25 protein-coding genes are annotated in these 24,621 nt (G+C 45.1%); 10 read left to right on the top strand and 15 right to left on the bottom strand.

Translation table 11 applies throughout. From position 1 onward, the window contains the following. Positions 1 to 58: 58 nt before the first annotated feature. Positions 59 to 748, top strand: a complete 690-nt coding sequence (locus NFI80_RS19225) for a Uma2 family endonuclease (RefSeq protein WP_233799125.1) — start codon at positions 59 to 61, stop codon at positions 746 to 748. On the opposite strand, the gene NFI80_RS19220 is transcribed toward NFI80_RS19225, so the two are convergent. The 3 genes from NFI80_RS19220 to NFI80_RS19210 all read right to left on the bottom strand — a co-directional run bounded on the left by NFI80_RS19220 (position 712) and on the right by NFI80_RS19210 (position 3,627). Next, positions 712 to 1,527 (bottom strand): hypothetical protein, encoded by an 816-nt coding sequence (locus NFI80_RS19220; RefSeq protein ID WP_374759695.1) that lies wholly within the window; start codon positions 1,525 to 1,527, stop codon positions 712 to 714. The genes NFI80_RS19225 and NFI80_RS19220 overlap by 37 nt on opposite strands. Positions 1,528 to 1,671: 144 nt before the next feature. Beyond that, complete coding sequence (locus NFI80_RS19215) at positions 1,672 to 2,493, bottom strand: enoyl-ACP reductase FabI (RefSeq protein WP_026631967.1); 822 nt, start codon at positions 2,491 to 2,493, stop codon at positions 1,672 to 1,674. A gap of 114 nt (positions 2,494 to 2,607) precedes the next feature. Beyond that, positions 2,608 to 3,627: an alpha/beta hydrolase gene (locus tag NFI80_RS19210; protein ID WP_233799126.1), complete on the bottom strand. Its 1,020-nt coding sequence runs from the start codon at positions 3,625 to 3,627 to the stop codon at positions 2,608 to 2,610. 63 nt (positions 3,628 to 3,690) lie between these two features. On the opposite strand from NFI80_RS19210, the gene NFI80_RS19205 reads away from it, so the two are divergent. From NFI80_RS19205 to NFI80_RS19185, 5 genes are all read left to right on the top strand, one after another. Next, positions 3,691 to 4,377, top strand: coding sequence for a response regulator transcription factor (locus tag NFI80_RS19205; RefSeq protein ID WP_233799127.1), 687 nt, complete (start codon positions 3,691 to 3,693; stop codon positions 4,375 to 4,377). 138 nt (positions 4,378 to 4,515) lie between these two features. Then, the gene (hemB, locus tag NFI80_RS19200) at positions 4,516 to 5,499 is read left to right on the top strand and encodes a porphobilinogen synthase (protein ID WP_235165844.1); all 984 of its coding nucleotides are present in this window, start codon (positions 4,516 to 4,518) and stop codon (positions 5,497 to 5,499) included. A gap of 57 nt (positions 5,500 to 5,556) precedes the next feature. Then, positions 5,557 to 5,793 (top strand): hypothetical protein, encoded by a 237-nt coding sequence (locus NFI80_RS19195; protein ID WP_235165842.1) that lies wholly within the window; start codon positions 5,557 to 5,559, stop codon positions 5,791 to 5,793. Positions 5,794 to 5,796: 3 nt separating this feature from the next. Next, on the top strand, positions 5,797 to 6,204 hold the full coding sequence (locus tag NFI80_RS19190) for a type II toxin-antitoxin system VapC family toxin (protein WP_235165840.1): 408 nt from the start codon (positions 5,797 to 5,799) through the stop codon (positions 6,202 to 6,204). Between the two features lie 37 nt (positions 6,205 to 6,241). Continuing rightward, entirely contained in the window at positions 6,242 to 7,771 is a 1,530-nt protein-coding gene (locus NFI80_RS19185; protein ID WP_235165839.1) for a M28 family peptidase, read from the top strand. A 107-nt stretch (positions 7,772 to 7,878) separates the two neighbouring features. Here the strand turns inward: NFI80_RS19185 and NFI80_RS19180 are convergent, their stop codons facing one another. The 5 genes from NFI80_RS19180 to NFI80_RS19160 form a co-directional block, all read right to left on the bottom strand. Continuing rightward, positions 7,879 to 8,616 (bottom strand): hypothetical protein, encoded by a 738-nt coding sequence (locus NFI80_RS19180; protein ID WP_235165838.1) that lies wholly within the window; start codon positions 8,614 to 8,616, stop codon positions 7,879 to 7,881. Positions 8,617 to 8,646: 30 nt separating this feature from the next. Next, positions 8,647 to 10,827 (bottom strand): S9 family peptidase, encoded by a 2,181-nt coding sequence (locus NFI80_RS19175; RefSeq protein WP_235165837.1) that lies wholly within the window; start codon positions 10,825 to 10,827, stop codon positions 8,647 to 8,649. 77 nt (positions 10,828 to 10,904) lie between these two features. Then, positions 10,905 to 11,063 carry a type II toxin-antitoxin system antitoxin gene (locus tag NFI80_RS19170; RefSeq protein ID WP_157486768.1) on the bottom strand — a complete coding sequence of 53 codons (159 nt, stop codon included), beginning with the start codon at positions 11,061 to 11,063 and terminating at the stop codon, positions 10,905 to 10,907. A 1-nt stretch (position 11,064) separates the two neighbouring features. Then, positions 11,065 to 11,928, bottom strand: coding sequence for an SPFH domain-containing protein (locus NFI80_RS19165; RefSeq protein WP_235165835.1), 864 nt, complete (start codon positions 11,926 to 11,928; stop codon positions 11,065 to 11,067). A 132-nt stretch (positions 11,929 to 12,060) separates the two neighbouring features. Then, a complete protein-coding gene (locus NFI80_RS19160) occupies positions 12,061 to 13,512 on the bottom strand; it encodes an energy transducer TonB (protein WP_235165833.1) in 1,452 nt (483 codons plus the stop codon). A gap of 177 nt (positions 13,513 to 13,689) precedes the next feature. Between NFI80_RS19160 and NFI80_RS19155 the strand changes: the two genes are divergently transcribed. Beyond that, positions 13,690 to 14,562 (top strand): UDP-2,3-diacylglucosamine diphosphatase, encoded by an 873-nt coding sequence (locus tag NFI80_RS19155; protein ID WP_235165832.1) that lies wholly within the window; start codon positions 13,690 to 13,692, stop codon positions 14,560 to 14,562. Beyond that, entirely contained in the window at positions 14,559 to 15,671 is a 1,113-nt protein-coding gene (locus tag NFI80_RS19150) for a glycosyltransferase family protein (RefSeq protein ID WP_235165831.1), read from the top strand. Before NFI80_RS19155 ends, NFI80_RS19150 begins: the two co-directional genes overlap by 4 nt. Here NFI80_RS19150 and NFI80_RS19145 read toward each other — a convergent pair. From NFI80_RS19145 to NFI80_RS19125, 5 genes are all read right to left on the bottom strand, one after another. Continuing rightward, a complete protein-coding gene (locus NFI80_RS19145; protein ID WP_235160958.1) occupies positions 15,668 to 16,255 on the bottom strand; it encodes a hypothetical protein in 588 nt (195 codons plus the stop codon). The genes NFI80_RS19150 and NFI80_RS19145 overlap by 4 nt on opposite strands. 24 nt (positions 16,256 to 16,279) lie before the next feature. Continuing rightward, positions 16,280 to 17,437, bottom strand: a complete 1,158-nt coding sequence (locus tag NFI80_RS19140) for an LVIVD repeat-containing protein (RefSeq protein ID WP_235165830.1) — start codon at positions 17,435 to 17,437, stop codon at positions 16,280 to 16,282. Positions 17,438 to 17,762: 325 nt separating this feature from the next. Next, positions 17,763 to 18,998 carry a serpin family protein gene (locus NFI80_RS19135; protein ID WP_235165829.1) on the bottom strand — a complete coding sequence of 412 codons (1,236 nt, stop codon included), beginning with the start codon at positions 18,996 to 18,998 and terminating at the stop codon, positions 17,763 to 17,765. 78 nt (positions 18,999 to 19,076) lie between these two features. Then, the gene (locus tag NFI80_RS19130; protein ID WP_235165828.1) at positions 19,077 to 20,636 is read right to left on the bottom strand and encodes a hypothetical protein; all 1,560 of its coding nucleotides are present in this window, start codon (positions 20,634 to 20,636) and stop codon (positions 19,077 to 19,079) included. Next, the gene (locus tag NFI80_RS19125) at positions 20,605 to 21,174 is read right to left on the bottom strand and encodes an RNA polymerase sigma factor (protein WP_235160954.1); all 570 of its coding nucleotides are present in this window, start codon (positions 21,172 to 21,174) and stop codon (positions 20,605 to 20,607) included. Before NFI80_RS19125 ends, NFI80_RS19130 begins: the two co-directional genes overlap by 32 nt. 283 nt (positions 21,175 to 21,457) lie before the next feature. Here NFI80_RS19125 and NFI80_RS19120 point away from each other — a divergent pair, with 283 nt between their 5' ends. Further along, complete coding sequence (locus NFI80_RS19120) at positions 21,458 to 21,754, top strand: muconolactone Delta-isomerase family protein (RefSeq protein ID WP_026631951.1); 297 nt, start codon at positions 21,458 to 21,460, stop codon at positions 21,752 to 21,754. A 64-nt stretch (positions 21,755 to 21,818) separates the two neighbouring features. On the opposite strand, the gene msrC is transcribed toward NFI80_RS19120, so the two are convergent. Continuing rightward, positions 21,819 to 22,304 (bottom strand): free L-methionine (R)-S-oxide reductase MsrC, encoded by a 486-nt coding sequence (gene msrC, locus NFI80_RS19115; protein WP_235160953.1) that lies wholly within the window; start codon positions 22,302 to 22,304, stop codon positions 21,819 to 21,821. 139 nt (positions 22,305 to 22,443) lie between these two features. Between msrC and purU the strand changes: the two genes are divergently transcribed. Next, positions 22,444 to 23,253 (top strand): formyltetrahydrofolate deformylase, encoded by an 810-nt coding sequence (gene purU / locus NFI80_RS19110; RefSeq protein ID WP_233799212.1) that lies wholly within the window; start codon positions 22,444 to 22,446, stop codon positions 23,251 to 23,253. Between the two features lie 138 nt (positions 23,254 to 23,391). On the opposite strand, the gene NFI80_RS19105 is transcribed toward purU, so the two are convergent. Further along, positions 23,392 to 24,549, bottom strand: a complete 1,158-nt coding sequence (locus tag NFI80_RS19105; RefSeq protein WP_235165827.1) for a 2-isopropylmalate synthase — start codon at positions 24,547 to 24,549, stop codon at positions 23,392 to 23,394. Positions 24,550 to 24,621 lie beyond the last annotated feature (72 nt).

Raw genomic sequence — 24,621 nt, 5'->3', positions numbered from 1 at the left:
GCTAAAAACTACTTTTATATACATTTTTGAATTTGAAAACACACTAATAAGAAAGGATATGAGAAGCACTATTATTTCTGAAATCTTAGACCGGCCTGATGCTTACCTTATTATCGAAGAAATAAAATCTGCATTAGACCGAGAGAAAGAAAACCGGCTAAAATTTTATGACGCCATCGCCGAAAACGACAACGTTGAATTTATCAATGGCGAAATTGTTGTTCAGTCAAATGTAACAATGCGACACAATCAAGTGACGGGATTGCTACTCTGTCTTCTCAATATATATGTAGATAAGTCGGAACTCGGTTTTGTCGGATCTCAAAGGTTAATGATCTCGTTAACCCGCAATGACTATCTGCCGGGCATTTGCTTTTTTCGCCAAAAAAAGTCGGCTCAATTCACCGATGATCAACTGTATTTCCCAGAGCCTGACCTTGTCATAAAAGTACTTTCCGACTCCACAGAAGCCATTGATCGCGGCTTGAAGTTTCAGGACTATCAAGCGCACGGAATTGGGGAATACTGGATAATTGATCCAGAACATGAAACATTAGAGCAGTATCAGTTATTAGGAAAGGAATATCAGCTAATTCTAAAATCTGCACAAGGTGATGTGAGAAGCTTCGCAATTGAAGGCTTTCAAATTCCTATCAGAGCCATTTTTGACAATAAAGAATATTTGACAGTACTTCAAAACATATTAGGTTCTCAAAGTTCCTCTACACTTACCCCGCCCAGTTCCTGAAATAACGTTTGCCAGTAATGTGTGACGTGGGGGTTGTTTTCTTTGCTTGATGCGGTGGCTTCGAAAGGTGAGACTATTGTTACCTGCGGTGAGCCGATGGTGTATTTTTCCAATTGTTTCACGTCCTCTTTCGCATCCTGCTCGGCTTCGGAGTCGGATTTTGGGGGTTTGATGTGGAAATCGCGGCGGTCGGCGCCTTTTACGCTTTCTACCATGTCGCTGAAATAGTAGACTTTTACTTCCGAACCGCTTTCGCCTGCTTTGGCAATGACGGGCAAACTCGCCCAAATGTCGGTCGATTGGTTAGAAGCACCTGTATTTTGCTGATTAAGCTTGGCCAGCAATTGTCTCAGATAGATTCCCTTTTCTTTTTGCAACGAAAGCTGAAATGCGGTTTCAATGCCTTCGCGGTCTGTGGCATTAACGCCTTCTACATTATCTTTTTCACTTCTTACAGTAAGCGATAATGCGCGGGCTTTGGATGTGTTTTCGTGTATAAAATAGACTTCCAGCTTATCACCCTTGTTCTTCATGTTATTTTCAATGATATCGGTCAGCGCCTGGCGATATTTATCGTTAACATAGGCCTTGTCCACATGTACACTTTGCGTTTTGTCTAAAAAGACCAATGTGTACATCGGCGCATCCGGAGCGGCTGGTTTTTCTTGTTCTTTATCACCTCCGCAGGAGCCCAGCGAAAGCATTATTACCGATAGCAGCAGCAGCTTCCACTGTGCATTGAAAGTCTTCCAAACAGGCATAGTCACCTTTAAATCCATAGGGTTAAATTGTTGAGCGAAACTAACTGGTTCACAAATATTACACAACGCGAAACGGACGATCGGCTGCATTATTTTATATAAAAACAGAAACCCCTCAAAACGTGTGCCTTGAAGGGTTTCTGCAATGTATTTTGTGAAATGTTATTTATGCTGATTCTGGATCATTGTAACCAGCTCTTCTGAGATCCCGGTTGACGAATAACCACCGTCGTGATAGAGATTTTGCATTGTCACAAATTTCGTCAGATCGGAGAACAGTGTGATTGCATAATTCGCGCAATCGTCGGCCGTTGCGTTTCCTAATGGACTCATTTTCTCAGCAAAGTCATAAAATGCATCAAAACCTTCGATTCCTGAACCAGCTTTTGTTTTGGTAGGTGACTGGGAAATGGTGTTTACACGAACATTCTTCGCTTTTCCGTAACGGTAGCCATAGCTGCGTGCAATGCTTTCCAACATCGCTTTGGCCTCCGCCATATCACTATAAAAAGAATACGTGCGCTGTGCTGCAATGTAGGATAACGCTACAACCGATCCCCACTCATTGATCGCGTCCAGCTTTTCGCCAACCTGTAAAAATTTATGTAGGGAAATTGCAGAAATATCAATGCCTTTTTGCATCCATTCGTAGTTCAGGTCTCCATAGGATTTTCCTTTACGAACATTGACAGACATTCCTATCGAATGCAGGACGAAATCGATTTTTCCGCCCAGAATTTCCATGGACTGTGTATAAAGATTTTCGATATCCTCAACAGAAGTGGCATCGGCGGGAATAATCTGTGCGTCGCATTGTTTGGCCAGATCATTGATTGCGCCCATTCGCATGGCAATCGGCGCGTTGGTCAATGTGAATGTGGCTCCTTCCTCTTTCGCTTTCAGTGCGACTTTCCAGGCGATGGAATTTTCATCCAATGCACCTGAGATAATTCCTCTTTTTCCTTTTAATAAACCGTAAGCCATGTTTTCCTTTTATAATTGATTAATTAGGATAGTCCGTTTAAGGCGGCAAAGTAAAGCATTTTTGGTTTCCTAAACCAGATCCTTTGCCCGATCCGGTTTTCGAAAGCCATTAAATCAAGGCTGTAAAACGCTATTTTCTACTGGTTTAAGGTGCAGCTTTTGCTGAAAAAACTGGTCTGTGGCGTCATACACGCTTTTCAGATCCTTCGAGCGCAACCGGGATGCAATTACGTGGTCGCCGCTCTCGGGAAATGCTTTCAAAACTTTCTGATTATCGGGCGTGCCCAGCTCCGGGAACATTTTTTCAATGGCTTTTACCGAAACCACCTGATCCTGCTCCTCTTCGTTTTTGTAATAATAACCCACAAAAATTGGCATCTTGATTTTCTCAAAAACCTCCGGCCGGGAAATAGCGTCCATCATTTGCTGTAATGTAATGAGGCCATTGGTATGATAGCCCTGCAACCAAAATTGCGCACGCTCTGGAATGCTGTCCCGTGACTTGCTGTATTCGCCGATGGCTTTATGCAAAATCTGCTTGCCCCAGGGACGCGTAATGAGCTTTAATGTTGAGTTTTTGACCTCAATACAAGGCGAGTAAAGCACGACGCCTTTGATTTCAGGATGGGTGGCCGCGAGATAAGTGGTTAGCAAGCCTCCCGCAGATGTCCCGATCATGATCACGCTGTCTCCCAGCACTTTACCAATCGCCAATGCGCGTTTTGCCCCTTCCAGGAAATTTTCAGGCGTAAGATCCTTCAATGCGTTCGTATCCGCAATGCCGGCGTCGTGCATACGCGCCACGTATAGGTTCGCGCCGTATTTTTTGGCTAAATCCTTATGAATAGGATCACCCTCCGCCCAGCTGGCGCCAAAGCCGTGAATGTAGACAACGCTATAAGGTGTTTTCTGCTTTTTGGACGAATCGGCCCAGATAATGCGGGCTTCATTATCGGGTTTAATGTTGGGTGTGGCTTTTTCGGTTTGGTTAATTTCTTGTTCCAATGCGGTCAAATTACTGGTTACCGCAGGCAAAACGGGCGTGAGTTCCGCCTCCGGCACTTTCGGTCCGACGAGGTAAACGATGCCCAGGACCGCGATGATTCCAACAATCCAAAGTAGGAATTTTAACATTTTTTATGAGTTAAGAAGGTTTATCAATATTATCTTGCAAACATAATTTAATTATCCTTCCCCATGCCGAATCTTTTACTCGTCGAGGACGATGCCAACCTGGGATCTTTGCTTCAGGAATATTTGATAGATAAAGGCTTTCCTACCGATTTAGCTACTGATGGGCAAAAAGGCTGGCAATCATTTGTAGACAAATCCTACGACCTCTGCATTTTCGATGTGATGATGCCTAAAAAAGATGGGTTTTCTCTTGCTAAGGAAGTGAGAATGACCGGTCGTGACGTGCCCATTATCTTTTTAACGGCAAAGTCCATGAAAGAGGACACCATGCAGGGTTTTCGGGTGGGCGCAGATGATTATGTAACAAAACCGTTTGATAGGGAAGAGTTATTGTTACGCATTGAAGCCATTTTGCGCCGCTATAAAAAACAGCCCGACGCTCCGGAAGAAGCGAAGACATTTCAGGTGGGTCAATACACATTTGATTATGACCATCAGCAGCTTTCTGCAAATGATAAATCGGTGCGATTGACTAGTAAGGAGTCGGAATTGTTAAAATTGTTTTGCCAAAATCTCAATCAGCCGATCAGCCGCAGTTTTGCTTTGAAAACGATCTGGGGTGATGATTCCTATTTCAATGCGCGGAGCATGGATGTTTACATTACCAAATTGCGAAAATATCTCCGTGAGGACACTTCTATCCAAATCATGAACCTGCACGGCGAGGGTTTCAAGTTGATGGTGGGCTGATTCAGGCCTCTAATTTTGGGTAAAGAATTTCAAAAAACGTTTTCGCCGGAAACTCTAACATTTTCCGGATGGTTCTTTACCTAGTCACATAGTAAAAATGCCGACAGCCGACCGCTGATCGCCGCAAGCCAATCAATCATGATCAATATAACCCGTCGTCCGCGACGCAATAGAAAATCTTCTGCCATCAGGGATCTGGTTCAGGAAACGACGCTTCAGGTTTCTGATTTTATTTATCCAATGTTCGTTCAGGAAGGCACAAACCTCAAAATTGAGGTGAAATCCATGCCCGGCATCCACCGTTATTCGCTGGATAATTTGCTGGAAGAACTGAAAGAAGTGACAGACCTGGGCATCCGCGCCATTGACCTTTTCCCTAATTATCCCGAAAGCAAAAAAGATCGTTTTGCCTCTGAAAGTCATCAGGAGCACACATTTTATCTCAAAGCGATCACCGCTGTCAAGGAGAAATTTCCCGAACTCGTCATCATGACGGACGTTGCCATGGACCCATACAGCTCTGATGGTCACGACGGTTTGGTTGAAAACGGTAAGATCCTGAATGACGCCACATTGGAAATCCTGGGCAACATGTCACTCGCGCAAGCCAAAGCAGGCGCCGACATTCTGGGACCGAGCGATATGATGGACGGGCGCGTTGGATACATTCGTAAACATCTTGACGATCATGGCTTTACGGACGTAAGCATTATGTCCTACTCAGCCAAATACGCCAGCGCATTCTACGGACCTTTCCGCGATGCATTGGAATCCGCACCAAAATTCGGGGATAAAAAAACCTACCAAATGAACCCGGCCAACAAGCGCGAAGCATTGCTCGAAGCGCAGCTGGACTTCGAAGAAGGCGCTGATATGCTGATGGTTAAGCCCGCATTATCCTATCTCGACATTATCCGCCAACTGGACGAAAACTTCGACATCCCCATCGCCGCCTACAACGTCTCAGGCGAATACGCCATGATAAAAGCCGCCGCAGCAAACGGCTGGCTCGACGGCGACCGCGCCATGATGGAAGTCCTCACCAGCATCCGCCGAGCCGGCGCAAAATGCATATTAACATACTTCGCGAAGGAAGCGGCGGTGATTTTAAATGGTCGTTAGCAGCCATTTCTATTTATTACGGAAAATGCTATATTTGTTAGAACAAGAAATACAGCTATGCAGCACACCATTCAAATCAACACATCTCAGCTCGATGCCAAGTTTTTGACATCTATTAAGTCTATTTTTGGTAAGCGGGACGTGAAAATAATTGTTGAAGACATTGAGACAAGTCACTCTGAATCAAAGCATGCGGAGGTAAAAAGATTTCTCGATCACAGAAAAAATCGTCCTTCCGAAGTGATTTCGGATCAGAAGGATTTCAATGAAGTGATCAGCGATATCAATTTATAGTTAATGCAATATTTTGACTCCGATGTGATCTTTAATTATGCTGTAATTCAAGATCCCCTAAAACACGAACAAGCTAACAAACTGATAATGAGCGCAATTGCGGAGGATCAGTTTGTTATTTCTACGCTTGTCATTCAGGAAGTTGGTTATGGATTGGCAAGGTTTGATTTGAAAAGCGATGTAATTAAGTATGAGCTTGATTATTTGCTTTCTCTGAATGTAACAAGCATTCATAAGCAGCATTTGCCGAGAGCTTTGCAACTGTCTGAGTCAATTGGTTTCAAACACATTAATGATTGTCTCCATGCAGCGGTTGCGGAAAGCTTGAATTGCGACGTGTTTTATACTTATAACAAGTCAGATTTTCGTCGTATTCAGAAAATGAGTCCCTTAGACATTATCATATTGTAACTCAAAAATTTTCAAAGTTAAAGCACCTAGTTTCTCCATGAAATTTAATAAAAACTTCCTCCTGTTTATTTGCTGTCTGCCTTTATTGAACCATTCAGCCTACGCTCAAAAGAAAACCAACTCCCTTCCCGAATTCCAGATAAAAAAGGCCGATACCGAAGCGCATATGCGGTTTTTGGCGGCGGATGAATTGTTGGGGCGCAGGACTGGGGAACAGGGGAACCTCGTGGCGGCGCGGTACATTGCGGAGCAGTTCAGGAAGCTGGGCGTGGTGCCGGTTCCGGGAAATGGGACAAATAATTCGACTTATTTCCAGAATGTCCCTTTTGAGAAAATGGGCGCTAATGGAAATGGGGAGATCATTGCGGATGCGGAGGTGATGAAAAGTGGCGTGGACTGGATCCTGATGAATGGCGATGAGATGACTGTTAAGGCGCCCATCGTTTATGCGAGTTTTGGTTTGGTTAATGCCGTTAAAAATCAGGACGATTATAAAGATCTGGATGTGAAAGGTAAGATTGTGCTGGTGGAAAGCGGCACAGCAGAGACGCAGACGCCGCGTGAAATTATCAACACTTCCAATGAAAAGCGTAAAACGGCGATGGATAAAGGCGCCATTGCGGTGATTGAATTGTTCAATGCACCTATCCCCTGGAATGTAGTAACCAAAAACTTTTCTGGTGAGAAATTGTCGTTGATCGAGGGAACAGGAGCTGAAAAATCTATTCCGCACGTTTGGATCAATGGTAAAGAAGCCAAATATGCACGGGCATTGCGGGCCGCGAAAGAGGTTGAGTTCAAAACCTCCGGTCGGAAATCACAGACTGTTAATAGCTACAATGTCGTAGGTTACATTGCAGGGACAGATCCAAAACTGAAAGAAGAATATGTGTTATTAAGTGCTCACTATGACCACATTGGCATAGGAAAGCAAGGTGGACAACCTTACACAGCGGAGGACAGCATTTTCAATGGAGCGCGGGACAATGCTTTTGGAACCGTTGCTTTACTCACTGCTGCCGAGGCACTTGCCAAAAATCCGCCGAAGCGCTCAGTGCTGATTGTCGCATTGACAGGCGAGGAAATTGGCTTGCTGGGAAGCAAATATTACGCTTCTCATCCGCTAATGCCTTTGAACAAATGTATTTTTAACATTAACTCGGACGGCGCAGGTTACAATGACACAACCATTGTTTCTGTAATGGGCTTAGACCGGACCGGAGCGCGGGCGGAGATCGAGGCGGCTTGCAAAGCATTCGGCCTGGGCATTTTTGCCGATCCTTCGCCGGAACAAGGCCTATTCGACCGTTCGGATAATGTGAACTTTGCAAAAGAAGGAATCCCTGCACCCACATTCACGCCTGGTTTTAAAGAATTCAATGGTGATATCATGAAAAACTATCACCAGGTTTCTGATAATCCTGAGACGATTGATTTTAATTATTTACTGAAATTCAGCCAGGCTTATGCTTATGCAACTCGCTTAATTGCTGATCGGAAAGTGGCTCCGCAGTGGAGTGCAGGCGATAAGTACGAAGCGGCTGCTAAGAAGTTGTATGGGAAGTAGTTAGGTTAGCATCCCTGTCAGCCTGAGCGGAGTCGAAGGCAGGTCACTCCTTGGGTGACGTGCCTTCGACTCCGCTCAGGCTGACAGACAGAGGAACAGTGTCAAGCCTACTTCTTATTATAAAAATCAAACACGTTTTTCAAATCAAGGTCACTCTTTAGGGTGGCCTTGTTTTCTTTTATGTAAGCTTCAACTTCCTTTTCTTTATCTGCCATCAGCGCCAAAACAGCCTTCTTGCCAGCATTAAACTTCTCTGGCTTGCTGTTTGCAATCACATAATAATCACTATCCAGCCGCACAATCGTGTTTTTCTGGCCGGTTCCGAAGCCTGGGTTGTAGTTGGGTTTTGTGATTTTGGGTTTGTAATGTTTTATCAAGGTTAGTTTGCCGGAGCTGAGGACTTCGCAAACGCCTTGGAGACCCGTATCGGGAGTTAGAGATTTGATGCTGACGAAGCGTTGTGACGTCCCGCTATTTTTGGTTTCAAAACTCTTTATATAGCTGGATTTAATGACCCGGACGTCATTCTTTTTGGCTAGCACCTCCAACTCATCGTTCAGGACATTATAGCGAATGGTGATGCCCGCCAGACTGTCTGATTCCATGCCTCCGAACTGGGTCATAGGTGCATTGAGCTTAACGGATCCTTCGTGCCATAATGAATCAATGTAGAAGTCGCCGATCACATTGGAGGATTCGGTCGGGGATGACCAAAAAACACCGGATCTATCCGTATTAAGGCCTTTTCCGGTTGCTACGCCTACTTTTGTTCCTTCGCTCAGTTGTGCTTTTACAGCGCCGACGGAACATGTCAGCGCTGCTAGTATGCTTAGAAAATATTTCATCTGGTCAAACTTTTGGCTTGCAGTTCAACATTATCTTGCTCCCGGAGGGCAATTCTTTTTAAGATAATCCGTGAATAAGCTTCTCAAATGCTTTGATGTCCCTTCGCCTTCTGAAATGCCATGCGAGCGGTTAGGGTAAGGCATGAATTGGAATACTTTATCATGCTTAATGAGCTCGTTGACAAGCATTTCAGCATTTTGATAATGCACGTTATCATCTCCTGTTCCATGAATGTAAAGCAGGTTTCCTCTCAGATTTTTGGCATGCGTAATCGGCGATCCTTTGACAAAATCTTCGCGGTTCTCCTGAGGAACGCCCATGTAACGCTCCTGATAAATGTTGTCGTAAGTCAGCTGATTGGCCACAGCGGCCACGGCAATGCCGGTTTTGAAATGCTGCGGATATTGGAACAACAAATTCAATGTGGACGAGCCGCCACCGCTCCATCCATGTACGGCAACGCGGCTGGTGTCGATGAACGCATATTGCTTGAACATGGTCGTTGCGGCGCCGTCGATATCCTTAATGTTGATTGTTCCGATGTTTTTATAAATCGCTTTCCGCCAGGCAGCTCCTTTTGGCGACGGCGTTCCGCGGTTGTCAACAGAAGCATAAATGTAACCATCATCGGCCATGCTTCCTGAATAAAGGCGGTTGCGGCCCGTTCCATAAACGTCTTTCACGGTGCTTCCAGCTGGCTCACCATAAACCATAAACACGATCGGATATTTTTTAGCCGGGTCAAAGTTGGTTGGTTTCACCATCCAGGCGTCTATTTCAACTCCTTCCGCGGTTTTTACCTTGAAAAACTCAATGTTTAACTTCGCAGCATTGATCTTGTCGGTGGATTGTGCAATGGAGTTTGCCGGGTCGATTGAAACGTGCTTTGGCAAAGATATCCACTCCTGTAACGGGGCGGTTTTGGCATTGGAAAACTGATGTCTGGCAAATTTTCCACCCGGAGAAATCTCATAACTATGTGTTCCCGACTGATTGGCAGGCGTTATGCGCTCCGCTTTCCCTTTTCCGTCCAGTGAAATTTTATACAAATATGTCTGCGTAGCATTATCAGGCGATGCGGTGAAGTAGTAGACATTGTTTTTCTCATCAATGCGCACCGGATTGATCATATCGAAGTTTCCGATGGTGATCAAAGTCTCTTTTTTCCCATCACGGCTTACGCGGTAGGTGTGGCGCCAGCCATCTTTTTCACTAACCCAGAGGAACTCCTTGCCATTGTTAATCCAATCCCAGCCCATCGGGTCATTTTCCCAACGGCTTTTAATGTCAATCCAGGCGGCGTCTTTCTCTGTGTAAAATGGTTTTGCACTTCCGTCGGTTGTATTAATGTATAACAGTGTGCTTTCGTTTTGTTTGCGGTTTAATTGCTGGATCACCAGCTCATTCGGCATGCCCGACCACTCCATTCGAGGCACATAAGTGTTTTGCGGATCGCCCGGAATGTTCATCCATTTGGTTTGCGCGCTTGCAATGTCTACAACGCCAATTTTATAAGGAGAAGGCGTTTCACCCACTTTCGGATATTCCACAGGAACATTAAATGAGTAGATAGAATCTGTGGTGTTGATCATCAGGAAGTTGCGGATCTTGCGCGCGTCCAGTTGCCAGTAAGCGATGGATTTGCTGTCGCCGCTCCACCGGAAACCATCGCGGCAATCGAATTCCTCTTCGTAAGCCCAGTCAAATGTTCCGTTAATGACGCGGTCGGTGCCGTCGGTGGTAAGTTGTTTTATTTCACCGCTTTGAATGTCTTCCGCATAGACATTATGCTTGCTTACATAACCTGCTTTTTTCCCATCCGGGGAGAATTTTGCGAACATTAAGGAGGATGCCGGCAATCCTTTGCCGAGCTGTTTCAATGTTTTACCAGCAACATCAAAAACCCAATAATCCCCACGCGTCTGATAACGCCATACGCGCTTTGAATTGGTGTATATCAACACTTTATCACCCGACTGGCTCATGGTGTAACTCCTGATTTCCATTGGAGACCCATCTGCTTTTTTAAGTACATCCTGTGCTACGATCACTTTTTCTTGTCGGGACGGCAATGTAGTTTCTACAATTCCCTGCTCGGTAACATCACGATAGCCGGTTCCGTCGGGGAGCCATTGAAATGTATCCGGAATTTGGGCTTGAATTTGAAAAGTAAGCAGTATTAAGATTAATGTGCTGACAAAGTGCTTCATCTGAAAATTTTGGTAAATAGATAGTAGGACAACTAAGTTACACAAACTTAATATATTTGGTCAGAACGATCCGATTTTTACTCTTTTGCCTTGGAGCGCTTCTGTTTTTTCAACGCCTCGCTCAGCAAAAATTCGATCTGACCATTCAAACTACGAAAATCCTGCTGTGCCCAAGCTTCGAGTTCTTTGAGCATATCAGGATTTACGCGTAAAACAAATGCTTTTTTTTCTGCCATATTAAGGATACAAAGTGCCCGCGTTGAGGATCGGGGTTGCCGCTTTTTCACCGCAAAGTACAACAAGCAAATTGCTTACCATAGCCGCTTTCCGCTCTTCATCGAGCTGGACAATCCCTTTTTCGGAAAGCATGGCCAAAGCCATATCCACCATTCCTACCGCTCCGTTCACAATCTGCCTGCGTGCTGCCACAACGGCCGACGCTTGCTGGCGCTGTAACATGGCCCCTGCAATTTCCGGGGCATAAGCAAGGTGACTAATGCGTGATTCCAGGACATCAATGCCCGCGCGGCTCAAACGTTCGGTCAGCTCGGCTTCCAGCATTTCATTGATTTTTCCGCTTCCGTCCCTTAATGTCACTTCCTGGATTTGCAGGTCTTCATCTTCCATTGTGTCATACGCATACACTCCTGCGAGATGCCTTACCGCTGCTTCCGACTGGATTTCAACATATTTTACATAATCGTCCACCTCAAAAGATGCCTTTGCAGTGTCACCCACGCGCCATACCACCACGGCGGCGATTTCGATCGGATTACCAAGCTTGTCGTTTACCTTTAATTTCTGACCATTGAGGTTTCTGGCACGCAGGCTGATTTTTTTCCTCCGAAACAGTGGGTTAACCCAGCGCAAGCCGCTTTGTTTCATGGTGCCCATATAGTCTCCGAAAAAGGTGGTCACAACGGCTTCATTGGGATTAATGACCGTGAGGCCAATCAGGATAACAAACCCTATTCCGAAAACCAGGCCACCGCCAAGCACAGAGCCGGCTGCTGCAACCAAACCAACGCCACCAAACATTAAAAGCAGGCCGAGCCCAAAGAGCGCATAGCCTGAGGACGATCGTAATTCTTTCTCATTCATGATCATATTTATGATAGTAAAGTGATATCACAATATTATCAAATCCAGATCACATTCAACTATTTTTTGGTACAAAAAAATTCCAAAGCTTTTGACCGGCTTTGGAATTGGATAAGTGGCAGATCTCCTGATTCAGTTCATTTGAAAATTGATGGGCAAATTGTATTTTACTCTCACCACTTTTCCGCGCATCATGCCCGGCTCCCACATTCCGCTCATCTTTTTCACCACGCGCAATGCTTCATCGTCAAGCCCGAACCCGATGCCGTTTTCAACCTTATAGTCGCACATGCTGCCGTCTTCACAAACCACGAACGAAAGATAAACGCGACCCGTAATGCGTCTTTGCGCTGCATCCATGGGATATTGGATGTTTTCGGCTAAAAATTTATAAAACTTGTTGAGTCCTCCCTTAAACTGCGGCTGAACGATTGCATTGTCGTAAGTCCGTTTCGCTCCATCCTCATAAGCGGTGCCTTGCTGCAGCTTTCCTTTGTCATCATATGTTTCCTCATAATGCAGGGTCCCGTCTGCCCATTTCCCATGCCATTTCCCGCTCTTCCGGCCCTTTGAAACAGCGCCTTCCTCGGTGAGTAATTTAGATGCGCTGATCCTGGTTACAGACTTCCAGTAACCGTCGCCGTCCTTTACAATCTGTGTTCCATCCCTGTTCCAGGCATTAAAAAACATTCGCTCCTGATATTCATTGTTTTTCACGGCCGGCATTTCTGTAACCGTTTGGATCTGCCCATTGTCATACCACGACAAATGCAGGGTCGCACTATCAGAAACCACCGTAATGTCCCTAACTACACCATTAAGGTCATATTTTTTGATCAATGATGCTTTATTGCCAACACCATATTCTGTATAGGCGAGCAACTTCCCGTTCATTTGAAATGTGGCTTCCGATGAGTGGCTTGCCTCGTTATCGTCCCTGGCAATCACCTGATAGGCCTTCACAGAGTCGACAGCGTCATTCAAGAGATTCGTATGATACCAGATCTCTTTCTTTTTAAAGGGAACCCGGGCTACTTCTTTCCATTTCGAACCTTTTAATTGTTCATAAATAACATCACTGCTGATGTAACCTTGCTCATTAACAGGCATTATGCTCCTGTATTCATACTTTTTAGGATCTTTGGCAATTCTGTAACGGTCATCGAAATAGTTAACGATCGCGAATTTAGTGCTGTCGAAGCTGGTATTTGGGGGTGTTTTAAAAGCAATGGGATAAATCATAGACTGCCGCACTTTCTCACCATTCAAAGTTGCCGGTTTCCAGGCTTTATACAGGCTCATAATGCGGATCGCTTCTTTATTCGTCAGCGAATCCAGCCCTTTTGAAATTTCGAGCTGGGACATGCTGCCATCGGGTTCGACGATGCCTTTAACATAAACCCGGCCATTGACTCCCTTCACTCCGCTTAAAAATGGAATCCGAACATTGGAAGCAATAAACTGGCTCAGATACGACACTCCGCCGGTTGGCTCCGCGCCCTTTTCAACTTCGTGGGGAAGGTAGATTTTTTGCCCGTAAACAGATACACTGAACAGGCAGAATAAGAGAAGAAGTCGGTTCATAGATTGTAAAAATATTCAATCAAATATAAAAAAAGTATTCTTTTGAATTTCATATGTAACCGCAAATAACCCCTAAATACTTCTACAAGCCGGTTTTAAGAGTTTGCAACCAAATTCTTAACCATCTGATAACCTGCCAGTAACATCCAGGTAATGTTAAATGAGAATATTTGTAATATGGGAGATACAACTCACTTCAGAACAATCATCATTTCTGACTTACACCTCGGAGCAGGTGGTTCGAAGGCGGAAGAGGTTACTAATTTTTTGAAAAGCTATTCCTGCAAAAAGCTTATCCTGAACGGCGACATCATTGATGCCTGGCAACTGAAAAAATATGGGGTCTGGAAACGGAAGCATACCATGTTTTTCAAGCGGGTTCTGAAGATGATCGAGGAAAACAAGACCAAGGTGATTTACATCCGCGGAAATCATGACGATTTCCTGGATCAGATCATCCCTCTGAGGCTTGGAAAGCACTTCCAGATCCGGAAAGATTACATTCTCACCTCAGGTTCTCAACGATATTACATTACACACGGCGACGTTTTTGACTCTATTACAACACACCTGAAATGGCTCGCTTACCTGGGCGATATGGGTTATACATTTCTTTTATGGGTAAACAAGCTCTATAACCGATATCGCGAATGGCGTGGGTTATCGTATTATTCACTCTCGCAGCGCATTAAGCAGTCTGTAAAGATGGCGGTGAACTACATGACCGATTTTGAAGAGAAGCTTACTGAGCTGGCGCGTTCCAGAAATTGCGATGGCGTGATCTGCGGGCACATTCATCACCCGGCAATTCGCGAAATCGATGGCATTATGTACATGAATTCCGGCGACTGGGTCGAAACATTAAGCGCATTGGTTGAAGATTTTGAAGGAAACTGGAGCCTGCTGTATTATGATCAGCATACAGTTCAGGAGAAAAGTTTTTCCAAAAAATCGGCGAATAAAACGATCATTGAAAACTTCCCCGCAAGCATGGATAAGCAGGTTGCATTTTCAAGTTTGCTTCCGGGGAAAAACCAGCGGTTCCTATGAAAATCCTTTTCTTGGTTCAGGGAGAAGGTCGTGGACATTTGACACAAGCCATTTCAATGAGCCAAATTCTGCGCCATGCCGGACATAAAGTTGCAGCGGCCATGGTTGGCGTATCGCCCGGACGCGTTATTCCGGCGTTTTTTGAGGAACAGGTTGCTGCACCGGTTTTTCATTTCTCTGCACCTAACATTGTTTATAACAGCCAGGCTGAGGGGATTAATTTAAAGGCCACTGTTTACAACTTGCTTAAAAATCACAGCGCCTATTTAGCCGGGCTGCGCCTGATCCACAACACAATTCAGGACATTAAGCCAGATCTGATCATTAGTTTTTACGAGACGTTCAGTGGCTTGTATAATGTGCTGTATCGGTCCAAAATTCCGATGGTATGCGTCGCGCATCAGTATTTGCTACTCCATCCGAAATTCATTTTTCCTAAAAACAGCAAGGTTAATCAGCTGATTATCAATTTCAATTCAAAACTTACGTCCTGGCTTGCGGTTAAGCGCCTGGCGTTGTCGTTCCGGGAGATCGAATCGAGGAATGACCTGAAAATAACCGTTGTGCCACCATTATTACGCAAGGAAGTGGTTCAGATGCAGACAATTAAGGAGAATTTCTTCCTGGTTTACATGACACATCACAGCCTTAGCAAGCAAATTATCCAATGGCACCTGTCGCATCCTGAGGTGAAATTGCATTGCTTTTGGGATAATGCGGAGGTTTCCGATGAATTTGTTTATGACGAAACATTAACTTTTCATCGCATTAACAGCAAAAAATACCTCCAAATGCTGGCAAGCTGCACTGCGCTGGTGACGACGGCGGGTTTTGAATCGGTTTGCGAGGCGATGTATCTGGGCAAGCCGGTAATGATGGTTCCCGTTCCCAATCATTTTGAACAGGAGTGTAATGCCATGGACGGCGTCATTTCCGGTGCCGGCGTCACTTCGCGATCGTTTGACCTCTCTGTTATCCTCGACTATTTACCTAAACACCTGGACCAGGCGCAGAAATTCCGCGCCTGGTATCACCGTGGTGAAGCGATGTTTTTGAGAGAAATTGAGTCTTTCGACATAAAAAGTAAAGCAACTGCTGCACAGGTCTAGAAACTGATTCCCAACCTGAGCGCTAGTCGGTTGTAAACTCGGTCTTCCCAGCGTTCCAGCTGATTCCATTGAGGGACTTTGGTAATATGCGCTTCCTGCCGTTTATAGCTCATTGTGAATGTAACTGCCGTGCCGCCCGGCTTGCCCATGCGAAGGCCCAGGCCGGGATTCAACATGAGCCCGCCGGTGGTTCCGAAACCATCGGAGTCATCCTGAAACCATGCAAAGCCGTAACCAGCATCAGCCGTTGCGAATAGCTTTACGTCGCCTTGGTTCGTCAGATCATATCTGACTCCTGCTGAAATAGGATTCAGCAGCGCTGTTTTATACCAATCTATCCCCACAGTCACACCGGCAGCCAGGCGCTTACTTAGCATGACTCCGTTGAATGTCTGTAAGGTCAGATTTAACCTGTTGTCCACCTGGCTCTGGCCATTGTTGCCTTGAAAGTCATATTTTACCCTGCCAAACAGGCCACCGAATTCGGTATGGTTCGTGTATTTCAGCGGAATGTGGTTCTGCGCATGCAAACTGCTCGCCATGAGCAAGGAGCTTGCCATAATTAGAAATGCTAACTTTTTCATCGGGATCGTTTTGAAGAGGAATGCTTAGATCGCTTTGCCGACCGGAATTTTACTAAGCAGCCGCAGATCCTTCGGATTGCTGGAATCGTATTGGTAAAATCCGTCTTTTCCAATGAGCAGTAGTGTTTTTCCCAATGAGATCACATCAAAGGCATCCATATCCTTGAAGTGGGCAAGCAGATTTTTGTCGATCTTGAATTTATCTTTTACATCAAAAACTTTAAGCCCATGCTCGCCTTCGCAAAGGAACAATGTGGGCGAGTCAATGCTTAAACCGTGCGGATTTTCCATTTGATAGCTTTTGATAAGCTGTGGCGAGGAAGGATTGCTTACATCTACGAGGTCCAGCTGATTCTGCGATCCCTGGCAAAATGTTCCGGTCCTGATCGTTACATAGGCAATGTTGTCCTGCACCACCACCGGATCGCACGCGCGGCCGTGCTGGAATGTAGAGAGTTGTTTTGGCTCGGCCGGATTGCTGTTGTCAAAAATGAACATTCCGGTGTTGGAGCCGATGAAAAGCTTGTTATCGTGCGGGAAAATGGTCTCAATCCCCCACCCGAAGTTTATGGTTGAGAAATCTTTTGGTTTCGAGGGAATAGCAACATCAAAAAGATGCAGGCTGTTTTGCGTTACCGTGTATAGGAAGTTCTGATGCAGTGCAAACCGCGCCATGGAGCCTGCTTTTCCACTGCTTCCGCCGGAACTGGGCGCCGATGACGATGATCCGGAAAACGACGACTGAGCAAAGGAGTCATTCATCCATCCGCCCCACCAGCCCGGATTTACACCTTCCTCGCAATTTACAGTCACCGTTTCAGTTACAAAATCTACATTCTGATCGTTGATAGCGCCTGTTGTTTCGTTCAATGTCCAGGTGCCGCCATCGAAAAGGCCGTTTTTGAAGACATTCTTAATCCGTTGCATTTCTTTTGGATTCGAAGGATCGCTGATGTCAATCGCGAGGAGATCCGAAAAGCTGTCGGCATACAGAATGTTGTCACGAACAGCCATATCACCGTTTCCAGGTATACGGATGAAGGTTATAAATTCGGGGTGCGATTTGTCTTTGTTATTAATGATGTGAATGCCTGATTTGATCTCATTTACAAAAAGATAATCGCCCTTAATGTACATTTTACCTGGCCGTTCCAGCGCTCTGGGTGATTCGTTCTTAACCATGGTTCGCAGCTCCAGAAGAGAGTGTGTAACATTGGTGAAGCGCCTGGTAATACGCGTTTCCTTGCATTGGTCGTTGCATGACCAGCACATTGCAGCAAGAAATAATAACAAGAGTAAAGGATTAGGTTTCATAGCAGTTAGATTATAGAGGCCAGTAATAATTATATTTAAACTTGACTTATTGCATGACACGGTGATTTTGTAAATGGTTGTAATACAAAACAAAATCGTCCGAAAGCAAGGCCTCCGGACGATAACGCACCCCGAAAATGCCAGGACTACCGGCATTTTTTATCTTAAATATCTTAATAGCTGAAAGGCCCTGCTATTTGCTTTCCGGGTTCTTGATCCTGCCCATGAAAAGTATCGTATTCGATGTATTTTCGCTGATGAGCAATGCAAACGGACGATCACAAAGCACCTGTTGGTTGGGGCCAACGGATGTCATGCCCACTCCGATCGAAGTCACTGCCGCAGCTTCTGTTCCTTTTTCATCAATGCCTAAGTAGGCGTCTTGCTTCACGAAATCCACAAACAGGTTCGCTTTCGGATTTATTTTGCCCAGTTCGGCCTGGGTAGTAAATGCTTTTTGAATACCCATTTCTTTCAAAGTTTCTTTCAGCTGAGCCGAATATTCCAATGTAAATCTGGGTAAGCCTACTTCAATGTTTGCTTCCGGCATTCCTCCGCGAATCCGGTCCCAGTCGCTTGCATTGAAGCTTGTGAGCATGTTATCCACCGTATTTTGCCCTTTCGGAACGAGTAATGTCATATTGTACTGCCCATTTCCATACGGAAGCTGGACCGCCGAATAGGTTTCGGTGCTGGTTGTTTTAAATTTTGATTTGGTAAACATCATTTTAACTGGTTTACCGCTCCCGTTTTCTAGCTTAAATGTTTCTTCTCTGGTATTCTTGGCGTCAAACTGATATTTCCAGTCTCCTTTGAAATACAATGCGTTCAGCAGGAACATGACGTGCTCAGGCTTGATCTCATCTATTACTTTTTTGATCTTACCATTCGTTTTATCACTTGCCCATTGGTTAATCTTGTCTTTCGCTGCATTATCGAACGGAAGACCGGTTGCCTCTGCATTAAAGGAATTTTTCAAAACAGATTGAAAGTCGGGCTGCACACTGAAACCGCTTTTATACCAAAGGGAATTTGCGAGGCCAAGGCTCACTTTCGAATCTGCGATGGGCAGATCGTTCAGCAGCGTTTTGTAAGCATTGTTAAGATCTGAGAGCGAAACGCCTTCCATTTGCAGGCTTTTCAGTATTTCGTCGGCCGTTTCCTTCTCGGCTCCATTGAGCAGCATGCCCAATGCCATATGCAGGCTCAGCGGTGATACGAACAGGTTTTTGTCCGAGGCCTCTGTCTCCTGCAAGGTGTGAAGGAATTGAAATGAAAATTCATTTGTCCCTGCTGAAATGCGGGATGGAACCTGAACCGGATAAATCGGGTCCGGCAAATTATCCGGACCCGGATTGTCGTTGGTACAACTGATGATCGTACCTGCAATGATTCCTGGGATTAATAATGTTTTAAGAATCTTGTTCATGGCTAATAGTTTGTTTTTAATCTACATTATCCTAGAAACTCAAAATCAAAAAATGGTTGGAACTGATTTGGATTTATTTCAAAAAGAATAGCGCATTCCCCATGAAACGCCGTACAGATACGGCCGGGAATCCAGGCTCTGCGTAGACCGGAAACCTGATGTTACCGATTTCTGGTAAGATCCTGTCAGGTTTGCATTCCAGCGCGGGGAAAGCCTGTAATTAAATCGCAGGCCGGTTGTGGCTGCCCAGTTCATGCTTCTGTAAATTTCGTCGCTGGCCTTGGTGGTGATAATTTCACCTGATGCGGACTCCAACTCATTGCTGAGGAAGAAATTAGCCATCATACCGCCTAAGATAGAAGCATTAAATTTTTTCTCGGGATAAAGCGTAAACCCGGCCTGAACGGGCAGCTGCAGATATTGATAGTTGTTGCTTACTGTTTTGGCTACATCAATATAGAGTGCGCCGTTGTTGACAAAATCAGCAGTTTTATCACCATTTACCCCTGCATAACCAGAAGCCAGGCCCGCATAAGCGTTTTCCAGAACATTCGCAGACTTGTTGCTGAATGCATTCAAAACATAGCCGCCACCTTCATAAGTCGAATTTCCTTTCAGATAACTCACACCCATTTCCAGGGACCAATGCTTGGAAATTTTCATCCCACCTTGTGTTTGTACGGCATAGGAAGCACCTGCTTCGCTCGTTCCGGAAACTGCTCTACGCATGGATAATGATTGCCCTGAAAAGCCCACAGGGGCTTCCTTTACAGTAAGGTTAGGATTGAAAGACGCTGGCATAAGGCTGAGCCCAGCGTAATATTCGGTGTGTTTTGCCGGCGCCAGAGGCTCTTCCTTGATAACGTCAGGCTGGAAAAACACATAGCGCTTCTGCATGTGAATGTCCAGGTCGCTGTAAGGCGTTGTCGGCAATAATGCGAGCGCCATTGTGGATTCGGCCTCAGTATTCGCAACATTTGCCGGAGCATTAGCGACCTCTGCCACACCATTAGCAAGGCCTGCATTGTTATCTATGACCGAAGCCGCAGGGGTTTTAGTGTGCGTAAAAGCTGGTTTTTCGGATGACGTCGAAGCGGCGCTTTCTGGCGATCTTTCTAATGCTAATGTCTGATTTTCAATGCTGATGGCAGGCTTACGAATAACCGTTGAGCTTCCCTCCTTGCTTTTCACAACAGCCAGTTGCTCTTGACCAGCATCTGCACTTGTTTCAGTTTGTTGACTCTTCTCAGTTGGAGCGCTTGTTTCAGCTAGTGAATTTGCCTCGGCGTCTGCGCTTTTTTCAGCCTCTCCTATTTCAGCTTCCGGCGTCTGGTTGTCAGTTATTACACCCTCTTTTGCATTTTGTTTGACAGCAATTTCAGTATTGATCTTATTTCCGTTCATTTTTGAATTGGAATACCAAATCCCACCACCCACCAGCAACAGTGCTACAATGGAGGCTGCTGCATACCATAGCTTCGATGACTGCCACCAAAGCGGCAGTATCATTCCTTTATCCTGCTGATCGAGACGCGCTTCTATGCCCTCCCAAACTGATTGAGGAGGAGCCTCGGAGGCTTCTTTCAAAGCCTTTCGCCACTGATCTTCAAAGTTGTTTATCTCGGACGGATCCATCATTAAATCTTTTTTCTTTGTTCAATTTTTGTTGAAGGAGCCCTCTCGCCCGCGCATATTGCGACTTTGAGGTTCCTTCTGATATGCCCAGCTTTTGGGCTATTTCATTGTGCTGATAACCTTCAATGGCATAAAGGTTAAATATGGTCTGGCATCCGGTTGGCAACTCTTTTATAACTTCCAAAAGTTGTTTCAACTGAAAATCCCCCAATGTTACTTCCCTATCAGCAATACCATTATGGTGTAAATCAATGTCATCCAGGTCTTTCAGATATTTCTGCTGCCTCAGATGGTTTAATGCTGTGTTCACTACAACAGAACGGAGCCAATACTCCAACGGGCTATCGTTTCTGAAAGAATCTATATTTTCATAAATCTTAATGAACGCATCCTGTAAAACATCCTCCGCATCGGTCCGGTTTTTAGTGTAACGCAGGCATATAGCAAACAGCTTGCCCCCGAAGACATCATAAAGTTGTCTTTGGGCAGACCGGTTGCGCTGCTTGCAGCCTTGCACTAATTCCTGTTCGTTAAAGGTCATCCGAAGTTTAGGGGTGCTTCGTTCGGTTTATTGTTATAAAAATCAGCACCGCTATCCCAAAGATAGATGAATACTGCTTCATGGCTAACGCATTGCACAATTCTGATCAGGGCAATTCGTATTAGGTTTGACACGATGCACATTGAAATGGTTGGAAAAAGTAAAAAAGGTTTTTTGATAATGTTTGCTACATTACATGCCGGAACTAATCATTGATACATATCCTTTTATTACAAGTGAAGTAAACGCTAAGGTATTTCTGTACACCTAACTTCTATCACCTATGAGCCAATACATGGTTGAAATTCAACTTCCGGCTGTTATGTCGGAAGATTTTACAGCGAAAATACCTGCTCAAAGAAAAAAGATTAATGAAATGATGGAGCAGGGACGGCTGATGTCCTATGCCCTTTCGGAAGATTACTCCAGACTTTGGTGCGTGGTAAGAGCAGATAGCGAGTTTGAGGTAATGTCACTTGTGTCTGAATTCCCGCTGATTGATTATATGGATCCAAAAATTTCCAAACTCATGTTCAACAATGTGGTTGCACTGAGGTTGCCGATGTTTTCTTTGAACTAGGCCGAAGACCATACAAAAAGCCCTGTTACGAGACCGTAGCAGGGCTTTTTGCTTTTTAACTCAATTATAGTTTTCGCTCAATAAGTCTCATGATCTTGCCCAATTCTTCGGCATCGACTTCACTGAAATCATTTAATTCATCACTATCCACATCCAGCACCATGGCCACAGTTCCATTCCGGTGAAAAACGGGTAAAACGATTTCTGATTTGGAAGCGGAATTGCAGGCAATGTGGCCCGGGAATTCTTCAACGTCGGGCACTATCAATGTTTTTTTCTGGGAGTAACTGGCTCCGCAGACACCTTTGTCGAATGCAATGCGCGTGCAGGCGATCGGCCCCTGAAATGGCCCGAGCACTAATTGGCCTTCTTTTACGATATAAAATCCAACCCAAAAGAAGCCGAATGCTTCCTTCAATGCCGCGGCAACATTGGCCAGATTGGCGATGAGGTCACTTTCTGTTGTTACTAATGCTTCGATTTGTGGAAACAGGGCTCTGTAAACCGTCGCTCTGTCTGTGCTTGTGGGGACTATTAGTTCTTCTGCCATATTGGTAAATATCTTTGTCAATTATTGAAACAGGCCTGGAAGTCGATTAGTTACCGCAACCTTTGGAAAAGAAACGGGTTAAATACTAATTTTAAGTCCATTTAGTTTAAAACGAATGATCCAAAGACATATCCTATTAATGGACGGCCCCGATCACAAGGGCTTGATTTACCAGGTTACCCGCATCCTTTTTGCTCATAATCAGAACATTATCCGCAACGATGAATATGTAAGCCCATCCAAATATTTCTTTATGCGGACGGAGTTTGAGGGCGAGACGGACATTGATAAGTTAATGGACGTTCTGAAATCTGATTTACCAGCCGGCCTGAACCTTCGCATTAATCCTAAAAAGAAAAAGGACATTGTGCTCATGGTGACTAAGGAGCACCATTGCTTAGGCGAACTTTTGATCAGATACGCATTTGACGAGCTGGATGCCACAATTCTGGCCGTGATCAGCAATTACAACACATTACAGCCGCTCGTAAGCAAATTCGGCATTCCTTTTCACTTCATTTCCCACGAAAACCGCACGCGGGAAGAGCATGAAGAAGCTATTTTGAGAACACTGGACATTTACCGTCCGGAATATCTGGTTTTGGCCAAATACATGCGCGTCATCACGCCAAATTTTGTCAATCAATTCCCGGACAAGATCATTAACATTCACCATTCCTTCCTTCCTGCGTTCATCGGCGCGAATCCTTACCGACAGGCTTACGAGCGCGGCGTCAAAATTATCGGTGCCACGGCGCACTTTGTAAACAACGATCTGGACGAAGGACCTATCATTGCGCAAGACGTAAAGTCAGTGGATCACCGGCAAACTGCGTCGGATATGGCTACACTGGGAAGGGATACGGAAAAGGGCGTTTTGTCGAAGGCGTTGAAGCTGGTTTTCAATGATCGCGTGTTTATTCACGGCAACCGAACCATTATCCTGTAACAAGAAAAAAGCCCTTAGTCAGAATCACCGAGGGCTTTTTGCAATCTGATGGATGTTATTGAATATGTAATGTTACAAATAATTCTTTAAAACATCAAATTCAGATTCAATGGGTTATGCTTTTTAATGATTTTCTAATTATTCCACTGGGATCGCTGTTCTGGCCAAATCTACCAGATCTGCGTCGTTCACTTCCTTCTTCAAATCGGCTACTTCGAGGAATCTTGTATATAATTCGTCCAATGCTGGCTTGTCCAACCTAAATCCAAGTAATTCTAGGCGGTGCTTCAAAGCATGTCTACCACTACGGGCCGTCAAAACAATGTCCGACTTATCCACGCCCACATCCTGCGGGTTCATGATTTCGTAAGTCAACTGGTGTTTTAAGAAACCATCCTGGTGAATTCCGGATGAATGTGCAAATGCATTCCGTCCCACAATCGCCTTATTTGCCTGAACCGGCATGCGCATCATTTTCGAAACCAGCTGGCTCGTTGGATAAATGAATTGCGTGTTAACTCCCGTTTCCAAACCAAGTTCTTTGTGGACTGTCAAAGCCATCACAACTTCTTCCAAAGACGTATTTCCAGCTCTTTCACCAATTCCATTGATCGTAACCTCAACCTGGCGCGCTCCCTGGCTTATGCCCGCGATAGAATTCGCAGTCGCCAATCCCAAATCATTGTGGCAGTGAATGGAAATAACCGCTTTATGAATGTTCGAAACGTTCTCGAAGATGTATTTGATTTTGGACCCATACTCGTCCGGAAGGCAATATCCGGTTGTGTCCGGAATGTTTACCACTGTTGCGCCAGCACCAATCACTGCTTCAACCAATTGCGCAAGGAAAACGAGATCCGCACGTCCTGCATCTTCGCAATAAAACTCCACGTCCTCAACCTTGCTTTTTGCGTATTTCGTGGCCGTAATCGCTCTTTCGAGGATCTTTTCCCGTGTTGTATTGAATTTGTGCTGAATGTGAATGTCCGAAGAACCGATGCCCGTGTGAATGCGTCCGCGACGTGCGTATTGCAATGCATTGGCAGCCGCATCAATGTCGCCCGGCACCGCCCGCGAAAGCGCGCAAATGATAGGCTCGCGCACTGCTTTGGATATTTCAACAACAGAATTAAAATCGCCAGGGCTTGAAACCGGAAAGCCGGCCTCAATAATGTCTACACCGAGTTTTTCGAGCTGCTTGGCTACAACAACCTTTTCTTCTGTCGTTAATTGGCTGCCTGGAACCTGCTCGCCGTCTCGCAAAGTTGTGTCGAAGATCTGGACTCGATTACTCATTGGTGGGTATCAAAATTTTAATGGATACGAATTTAATAAATTTCAAACAATATAAAACCCTTTCCGGATTAG

It is taken from the genome of Dyadobacter chenhuakuii, assembly GCF_023821985.2.
Lineage (GTDB): Bacteria > Bacteroidota > Bacteroidia > Cytophagales > Spirosomataceae > Dyadobacter > Dyadobacter chenhuakuii.
This window is presented reverse-complemented; position numbering and strand designations above follow the sequence as displayed.